Genomic DNA, 8,015 nt, shown 5'->3' on the forward strand with positions numbered 1-8,015 from the left:
TGAAGGGCCGCAAAACATGCATTCTTCCAAACAGATTCACATAGCGATACCGGCTGTTACCCGCCCCGGGCGAAATGCAAATATTGCATTTTCCTTCAGCACCTTTCAGGATGCACAAAATGAGTATTGAAAGCCCCCCCACCCCCGGATCAGCGCGTATGCAATGGAATTTCCCGAATATCCTGACGGTTCTGCGCCTGCTTGCGGCACCGGGAATCGCTGTGATGTTCCTGTATTTCCACCGCCCCTGGGCAGACTGGTTCGCGCTTGTCCTGTTTGCACTTGCCGCTATCACCGATTTTTTCGATGGCTATCTTGCGCGGGCATGGCAACAGGAAAGCAGGCTGGGCGCGATGCTGGACCCGATAGCGGACAAGGCCATGGTGGTTATCGCGCTGCTGGTCATCACCGGTTATTCCGGCATGGACGCATGGCTTATCCTGCCCGCAACTGCCATCCTGTTTCGCGAAGTATTCGTATCGGGGTTGCGGGAATTTCTGGGCAACAAGGCCGGGCTGCTGAAGGTCACGCGCCTTGCCAAATGGAAAACCACGTCCCAGATGACCGCAATCGCCATCCTGTTTCTGGCCATGGGGCTGGAATATGTGCGTGAAACCGCCCTTGCGCGCCGCAATTCCGAATTGATCGCAACCCTGTCCGATATCGGCACAGACGACCTGAACGTGGTGGATCTGGCCAATTATGGTGGCAGCATGGTCTGGCAACTGGGGCTGGTACTGATCTGGATTGCTGCGATCCTGACCCTGATGACGGGTTGGGATTACTTCCGCAAAGCAGCACCATTTCTGAAGGACAACGCACCATGAATCTGGAGATCCTGTATTTCGCATGGCTGCGTGAACGTATTGGCCACCCGAAGGAAAGCGTTGAAACAGACGCGGAAACAGTCGGCGCTCTGATCCGCGAGTTGCGCGCGCGCGAAGACCGCTATGCGCTGGCATTCTCTGACCTTGATGCCGTGCGCGTTGCTGTCGATCAGGAATTATGCGACCTCGATACCCCGCTTGAGGGCGCGCGCGAAGTGGCCTTCTTTCCGCCCATGACAGGGGGTTAGGGCATGCATATCCGCGTGCAGCAGAACGCGTTCGATTATGGCGAGGAATGCGCGCGATTCGCCGCCGGACGCACAGATACCGGCGCTGTTGTCACCTTCTGTGGAATCGTGCGCGCACCGGAAAACGCGGTCCTTTACCGGATGGAGATTGAGCATTATCCCGGCATGACCGAACGCGCGCTGGCACAGATTGCGCAAAGCGCGATCCAGCGCTGGGACTTGCATGATTGCCTGATTATCCACCGCTATGGCCCGCTTACGGCCGGGGCGCAGATCATGATGGTGGCAACCGCATCGCGACACCGCGCAGATGCCTTTGCCGCCGCGGATTTCCTGATGGACTACCTGAAGTCACGCGCACCGTTCTGGAAGAAGGAAATCACTGATCAGGGCACGAACTGGGTTGCCGCCAAAGATACGGATGAAGCTGCCCTGAAAAGATGGTGATTTCATCTTGCCAATAAATACTCCGGGGTGAATTGGGCCACGGACCCAGGAGGGGCAAAGCCTCTGTTACCCCCGATCACGCAAAAAGGGCGGCTTAAAGCCGCCCTTTTTTCAATCAGATAACGTTTTCTTAGCCCTGAGTCGCGCTTGTTACGTCAACACTCACGCCCTGCCCCATGGTCGAGCTGAGCGAGACTTTCTTCATGTAAGCCCCTTTCGCGCCCGAGGGTTTGGCCTTGGCGACAGCATCCACGAATGCGCGGATATTCTCGGCCAGTTTGGCAGCATCAAAAGACGCCTTGCCGACACCTGCATGAATCACACCGGCTTTTTCGGCCTTGAACTGAACCTGCCCGCCCTTGGCGCTTTCCACAGCCTGCGCGACATCCATGGTGACCGTGCCCACTTTGGGGTTCGGCATCAGGTTGCGCGGGCCAAGAATTTTACCCAGACGGCCCACAATGGGCATCATGTCAGGCGTGGCGATGCAGCGGTCGAATTCGATCTTGCCCGACTGGATGGTTTCCATCAGGTCTTCCGCACCGACGATATCTGCACCCGCTGCCTTGGCTTCATCTGCTTTCGGGCCGCGTGCGAAAACTGCGACACGCACAGTCTTGCCAGTGCCGTTGGGCAGGGTGACAACGCCGCGCACCATCTGGTCAGCATGGCGCGGGTCCACACCCAGATTCATCGCGATTTCAACGGTTTCGTCGAATTTGGCGGTTGCGTTGGCCTTGATCAGCGCGACCGCATCTTCCACCGTCAGATTGTCTTTACCGGCAAAGGCTTCACGGGCGGCCTTAACGCGTTTTGCAATTTTAGCCATGATTTACCCTTTCACCTCAATGCCGATCGATTTCGCAGAACCGGCGATGATTTCCATCGCGCCCTCAATGGTATTGGCATTGAGATCTTTCATCTTGGCTTCTGCGATTTCGCGAATCTGCTTGGTGGTCACGCTGCCTGCAACCACACGGCCGGGGGCTTCGGACCCTTTGGCACGGTTGCGCTTGCCTACGGGCTTCAGGCCAGCGGCTTTCTTCAGGTACCAAGACGCAGGCGGCGTCTTCAGTTCCATCGTGAAGGACTTGTCCTGATAATAGGTAATCAGGGTCGGAATCGGCGCACCCGGTTCAAGTTCTGCGGTACGCGCGTTGAATTCCTTGGTGAACATCATGATGTTCAGCCCGCGCTGGCCCAGTGCCGGACCCACGGGCGGCGACGGGTTGGCTTTACCCGCCGGAATTTGCAGCTTCAGCTGCCCTATAACCTTCTTGGCCATCTGGCCTCTCCTTTATCACCTCGCCCGTTGCACGCCTGCGCCGGGCTTCTTGCGGTTTAGTGGTCCGACCGGATCAGGCGCGCCTGGCGGTCTCCCACACGTGTATTCACATCAGATTTCCTTGGAAACCTGCGTGAATTCCAGATCGACCGGGGTTGCCCGGCCAAAAATCGATACCATGACTTTCAGGCGGCTGGCGCCTTCGTCCACTTCTTCCACCATACCGGCAAACCCCTCGAACGGGCCATCGGTAACCTTAACCTGTTCGCCCACTTCGAAATGGATCAGGGTGCGCGGCGTGGCTTCGCCTTCTTCGACACGGTTCATGATGGCATTCACTTCGTCGTCGCGCATGGGCATCGGCTTGCCCTGTGCGCCCAGAAACCCGGTCACGCGATTGATGGAATTGATCAGGTGGTAGCCCTTGGGCGTCATTTCCATGCGCACCAGCACATAGCCGGGCATGAATCGGCGTTCAGACGTGACTTTCTTGCCGCGCCGTACTTCGATGACTTCTTCCGTCGGGACCAGAACTTCCTCGATCATGTCTTCCAGACCGCCTTCCTGCACGGCAACGCGGATCGCCTCGGCGACTTTCTTTTCGAAATTCGACAGAACGCTTACCGAATACCAGCGCTTGGCCATGGATGTTCTTCCTGTTTCTGGCGGCCTTGCGGCCGGTGTCGGTCCTGCCACAGGGGCAAACCCGTCATAGACTCAAACAAAACAGCGCACCAGTGCGGTGCGCTTTTCCTTGTCGATGCTGTTACAGCGCAATGCGCGGCATTTCAAGCCCTGCCCGCATCAAACGCGCAAGGCCAGCTGCATTAATTGAACATGCCCAGAAGGCCGGACAGACCAGTGCGGATTGTCAGATCAACAAGAAAGAAAAACACGGCCGTCAATGCCGCCATGATCAGCACCATCACCGTGGTCACAGTCACTTCGCGCCGCGTCGGCCAGGTTACCTTGGCGGTTTCCGCCCGCACCTGCTGCATGAACTGAAAAGGGTTCGTCTTGGCCATGAATGCACACCTGTTCGTTTCTAGGGGCTGACATATTCTTGTCTAGGGGCCGACATACGCAGCCGAAGCGCCAGTTTCAAGCGCGATTCGCGTCCCCGGCCCGCTTGCGCGTGCGATCAGGGGTCAGGAATGTCACCTTATGCAGCGATTGCAGCGCGATTAGGTCGTCATGATAGGCCTGCGCCGCCATTGTCATCATGGCTGGCGTGAAATGGGCGGGTCCGGGCCAGCGGGCGGATTTGGGGAACAGCAATTCGGCTTCCGCGATGACCTCCTTCAGGTTCAGCGCCGGATCGGCCTGCAGGCGCGCGCGCGCATGATCAATGGCCCTGGCGGAACTGCCGATCTGACGGGGGGCGGATGACACGCGCAGCGCTGCTGTGCGATCCGCGCCAAGAAGCTGCGCCAGAATATAAGGCAGGCATTGGCGGTAATCTTCATACCGCCACAGAATCAGCCTGCCCACTGCGGGACAGGTGGCCAGTCGCGCCACCAGTTCCGACCAGCGTAGCGCCATGGGATCATACCCCGCGATATAATTGCCGAAATCGCACAGATTGCCGCCCTTGATCTGCTGTACAAAGCCGGATGTGATAAGGGAAAGCGGGTGGCGCAGCGCCAGATAAAGCGTGACATCGCGCGCACCCACCAGACGCAGGAACCGTGCCAGCTGCGCATCGGCACCGGGATAAAGCCTGTGGCCCTGCGCAATGATGTCGGCGCGCGTTGTGCCAAGGATGTTTTCTTCGGACAGAACCAGCCGTTGACCGCGTGCATCTGCCTGCTGCAATACCCCCACAAGGGGCGCAATGACGCGCGGCGCTGAAGGGATGTCCGCCGACAGCGGTGGCAGCTTCAGATCACGACGCAACTGGGCCGGTCCGAAACAGGCACATCCCCGCGCATCCAGAAGCGCGCGATTGCGGCGCAGTATCCGCTGCAAATGCGTGCTGGCCGTTTTATGCGCGCCTATATGAAGGTGAAGCCTCATGCAGCATGCCTGCACGCATCACACAAAACAGCGCAAACGGCGGCTTCCGGAATGGCAGGGGCAGAGGGACTCGAACCCACGACCCTCGGTTTTGGAGACCGATGCTCTACCAACTGAGCTATACCCCTATTCCGTTGCGCAGGGTTATGACAGCGCCTGCCCAAGATCAAGAGGGAATTGCATCATCGCGCCACCAGATCATCTGCGGCACGTTCAAGCGCGCCGATATCGCCGCCGCATATTGCCGCTTCATGGCGCAGGATATGGGCCGTGGGCCAGTCCCACCACCGCAGCGCGCACAATCTTGCAATCACATCCGGGCTGAACCGTGACCGGACAACCCGCGCGGGATTCCCGGCAACCACCTGATAAGGCGCGATCTTTCCGCCCACTACGGCGCCACTGCCGATGATGACGCCATCACCAATCTGCGCGCCGGGCAGAATACGCGCGCCCTGCCCGATCCAGACATCATTGCCGATTACCGTATCGGGTCCGGGCGCGGGCAAGGACGGTGCATTGCCGAAATTGCGGTGGAATATGGCGAAAGGAAAGCTGGAAAACCCGTCATGGCGGTGATTGGCCGAAGATGTGATGAACATCACGCCGTCCGCGATCTGGCAGAATTTGCCAATGGTCAGGTATTCTGCGGAAAACGGGTAAAGATAGGGGGCAAGCGCGAATGCCCAGTCATCAGGGGGGTGATGGGCACTTGCATAGCTGTACTCCCCGATCTGCCATCGGGGGTGGTCAATGACCGCACGCAGAAAAACCGTTCCCGCATGCGGGGTACCATCCGGCAAGATGACCGGATGCAATGTGTCGGGCGAAGGAAGACATGAAGGCATGAACAAGACCTGCTATTGCGAATGGAAATCCGGCACTTCAGTTCGCGGTCATGGTCATGTCACCCTCCATCATCTGCAATGACGCTACCAGCTTCGCGCAATTCCATCAAGTTCCGGGCGCGCTTGCGGCAGTCATCCTTCATCTTCGACCAGAAAGCCACCCGATTGCCGCGCCCAGAGCCGCGCATAAAGCCCGCCCCGCGCCAGCAGTTCCGCATGGGTGCCCTGCTCGACAATGCGCCCTTCATCCATGATGATCAGCCGGTCCATTGCCGCAATCGTGGACAGCCGGTGCGCAATGGCGATCACGGTCTTGCCCTGCATCAGGCGGTCAAGCTGACCCTGAATCGCGGCCTCGATCTCGGAATCAAGCGCTGATGTCGCTTCGTCCAGAATCAGGATCGGTGCATCTTTCAGGGCCACACGCGCAATCGCAATGCGCTGGCGCTGCCCCCCCGACAGTTTCACCCCGCGTTCGCCTACATGCGCATCAAGGCCCCGGCGCCCCTTGGAATCCACCAGATCGGTAATGAACACATCCGCTTCGGCCATGCGCGCGGCCTGCCAGATTTCGGCATCGCTGGCACTGGGGCGGCCATAGGCAATATTGTCGCGCACCGACCGGTGCAGAAGTGCCGTGTCCTGCGTGACCATGCCGATAGCGCCGCGCAGACTGTCCTGTGTGACGCTGGCAATGTCCTGACCATCGATCAGTATGCGGCCCGCCCCCACATCATAAAATCGCAGCAACAGATTGACCAAGGTGGATTTTCCTGCACCGGACCGCCCCACAAGTCCGATCTTCTCGCCAGGTGCAATCTCCAGATTCATGCCGTCAATCACAGCGGGCTTGCGCCCGCCCGCCAATACGGCACCATAGTTGAAGGTCAGGTTGTCGAAACGGATTGCGGCATCACGCACGATCAGGGGGCTGGCACCGGGCGCATCCTGCACTGCACGTGCCGCCGCAAAAGTAGCGATACCATCGCGCACAGTGCCCACATTTTCAAACAGCGCGGCAAATTCCCACATGATCCAATGCGACATGTTCCCCAGCCGCAAGGCCAGCGGAATGGCCACGGCCAGCGCACCAAGTTCCACCTGCCCTTGCAGCCACAACCATATGCCAAGGCCCGTCACCGCCCCGGTCAGCAAGGCGTTCAGCGCATTGACCGACACATCCTGCACCGCGACCAGCCGCATCTGGCGGTAGACCGTCTGCAGGAACCCATCCAGACCATTGCGGGCATAGGTTTCCTCGCGCGCGCTGTGGCTGAATAACTTGACCGTTGCGATATTGGTATAGCTGTCAACAATACGCCCTGTCATATCGGCGCGCGCATCGGCCTGTTGTTGCGCAACACGCCCCAGACGCGGCACAATCACCCACAAAAGCGCAGCATAGGCCATGGCCCAAAGCAGAAACGGCAGCGCCAGCCAGATATCCTGTGTGGCCGCCAGCCATAGCGACCCGATGAAATAGGCCACAATATAGACCGCCACATCCATCAGCTTCATGGTCACTTCGCGCACAGCCAGGGCTGTCTGCATCAGTCTGGTGGAAATGCGGCCTGCGAACTCGTCCTGGAAATAACCCAGCGACTGGCCCAGCAGCCACCGGTGCCCCAACCAGCGGATACGCTGGGGAAAATTCCCCATGATGGCCTGATACATGACCAGCGCGCCGATCACGGAAACCACAGGCAGCACCAGCAATTGCAGCCCCGCCATGCCCAACAGACGCCCGCCTTCTTCAGCCAGAAAGCGTTCGGGGCCAAGTTCCGTCATCCGGTTGACCAGCGTTCCCAGATAACCCAGCAGGATGATTTCAATCGCAGCAAAGATGACCGACAAGCCGGACATGGCCAGCAGCCAGGGCAACACGCCGCGCGCGAAATGCAGTACAAAGCCCGGCAGGGTTTCGGGCGGGCGTTGCGGCGCATCATCAGGATAGGCGTTGATGCGCGATTCGAAATAGGCAAACAGGCGTTTCATCAGTGGCTCCGACATAGAAAAGGGGCATGCAGTGACCCGCATGCCCCATTAGATCGAAGCGGATCAGATGATTACTCGATGATTTTCGCGACGACGCCGGCGCCGACGGTGCGGCCGCCTTCGCGGATGGCGAAGCGCAGTTTTTCTTCCATGGCGATGGGCGCGATCAGTTCAACCACGAATTTCAGGTTGTCGCCCGGCATCACCATTTCCGTACCTTCCGGAAGCTGCACCATGCCGGTCACATCCGTCGTGCGGAAGTAGAATTGCGGACGGTAGTTCGCAAAGAACGGCGTGTGGCGGCCGCCTTCTTCCTTGGTCAGGATATAGGCTTCGGCTTCGAATTTGG

At 58.9% G+C, this 8,015-nt stretch carries 11 protein-coding genes and 1 tRNA gene; 3 read left to right on the top strand and 9 right to left on the bottom strand.

Features of this window, described 5'->3' with window-relative positions; all coding sequences use genetic code 11:
• The first annotated feature begins 158 nt into the window (after positions 1-158).
• Genes pgsA through PUT78_RS05700 form a run of 3 tightly spaced genes read left to right on the top strand, consistent with a single transcriptional unit; the run spans position 159 to position 1,522 of the window.
• A complete protein-coding gene (pgsA, locus tag PUT78_RS05690; protein WP_274351249.1) occupies positions 159-827 on the top strand; it encodes a CDP-diacylglycerol--glycerol-3-phosphate 3-phosphatidyltransferase in 669 nt (222 codons plus the stop codon).
• Between the two features lie 2 nt (positions 828-829).
• Entirely contained in the window at positions 830-1,075 is a 246-nt protein-coding gene (moaD, locus tag PUT78_RS05695; RefSeq protein WP_274351250.1) for a molybdopterin converting factor subunit 1, read from the top strand.
• Positions 1,076-1,078: 3 nt separating this feature from the next.
• Positions 1,079-1,522 carry a molybdenum cofactor biosynthesis protein MoaE gene (locus PUT78_RS05700; RefSeq protein WP_274351216.1) on the top strand — a complete coding sequence of 148 codons (444 nt, stop codon included), beginning with the start codon at positions 1,079-1,081 and terminating at the stop codon, positions 1,520-1,522.
• A 130-nt stretch (positions 1,523-1,652) separates the two neighbouring features.
• Here PUT78_RS05700 and rplA read toward each other — a convergent pair whose 3' ends face one another.
• The 9 genes from rplA to PUT78_RS05745 form a co-directional block, all read right to left on the bottom strand.
• Entirely contained in the window at positions 1,653-2,351 is a 699-nt protein-coding gene (gene rplA, locus PUT78_RS05705; RefSeq protein WP_274351218.1) for a 50S ribosomal protein L1, read from the bottom strand.
• A gap of 3 nt (positions 2,352-2,354) precedes the next feature.
• Complete coding sequence (rplK, locus tag PUT78_RS05710) at positions 2,355-2,807, bottom strand: 50S ribosomal protein L11 (RefSeq protein ID WP_274351219.1); 453 nt, start codon at positions 2,805-2,807, stop codon at positions 2,355-2,357.
• Positions 2,808-2,918: 111 nt separating this feature from the next.
• A complete protein-coding gene (nusG, locus tag PUT78_RS05715) occupies positions 2,919-3,452 on the bottom strand; it encodes a transcription termination/antitermination protein NusG (protein WP_274351220.1) in 534 nt (177 codons plus the stop codon).
• A gap of 182 nt (positions 3,453-3,634) precedes the next feature.
• Positions 3,635-3,832, bottom strand: a complete 198-nt coding sequence (gene secE, locus PUT78_RS05720; protein WP_274351221.1) for a preprotein translocase subunit SecE — start codon at positions 3,830-3,832, stop codon at positions 3,635-3,637.
• A gap of 76 nt (positions 3,833-3,908) precedes the next feature.
• Complete coding sequence (locus PUT78_RS05725) at positions 3,909-4,823, bottom strand: hypothetical protein (protein ID WP_274351222.1); 915 nt, start codon at positions 4,821-4,823, stop codon at positions 3,909-3,911.
• A 52-nt stretch (positions 4,824-4,875) separates the two neighbouring features.
• Positions 4,876-4,951 (bottom strand) — tRNA-Trp (locus PUT78_RS05730).
• A gap of 54 nt (positions 4,952-5,005) precedes the next feature.
• The gene (locus tag PUT78_RS05735; protein WP_274351223.1) at positions 5,006-5,671 is read right to left on the bottom strand and encodes a CatB-related O-acetyltransferase; all 666 of its coding nucleotides are present in this window, start codon (positions 5,669-5,671) and stop codon (positions 5,006-5,008) included.
• A 132-nt stretch (positions 5,672-5,803) separates the two neighbouring features.
• Positions 5,804-7,666: an ABC transporter ATP-binding protein gene (locus tag PUT78_RS05740; protein WP_274351224.1), complete on the bottom strand. Its 1,863-nt coding sequence runs from the start codon at positions 7,664-7,666 to the stop codon at positions 5,804-5,806.
• Between the two features lie 71 nt (positions 7,667-7,737).
• Positions 7,738-8,015, bottom strand: a 278-nt coding sequence (locus tag PUT78_RS05745; protein WP_476453961.1) for an EF-Tu C-terminal domain-related protein, incomplete at its 5' end; no start/stop codon positions are given.

Origin of the sequence: Roseinatronobacter alkalisoli (genome assembly GCF_028745735.1) — a bacterium.
Lineage (GTDB): Bacteria > Pseudomonadota > Alphaproteobacteria > Rhodobacterales > Rhodobacteraceae > Roseinatronobacter > Roseinatronobacter alkalisoli.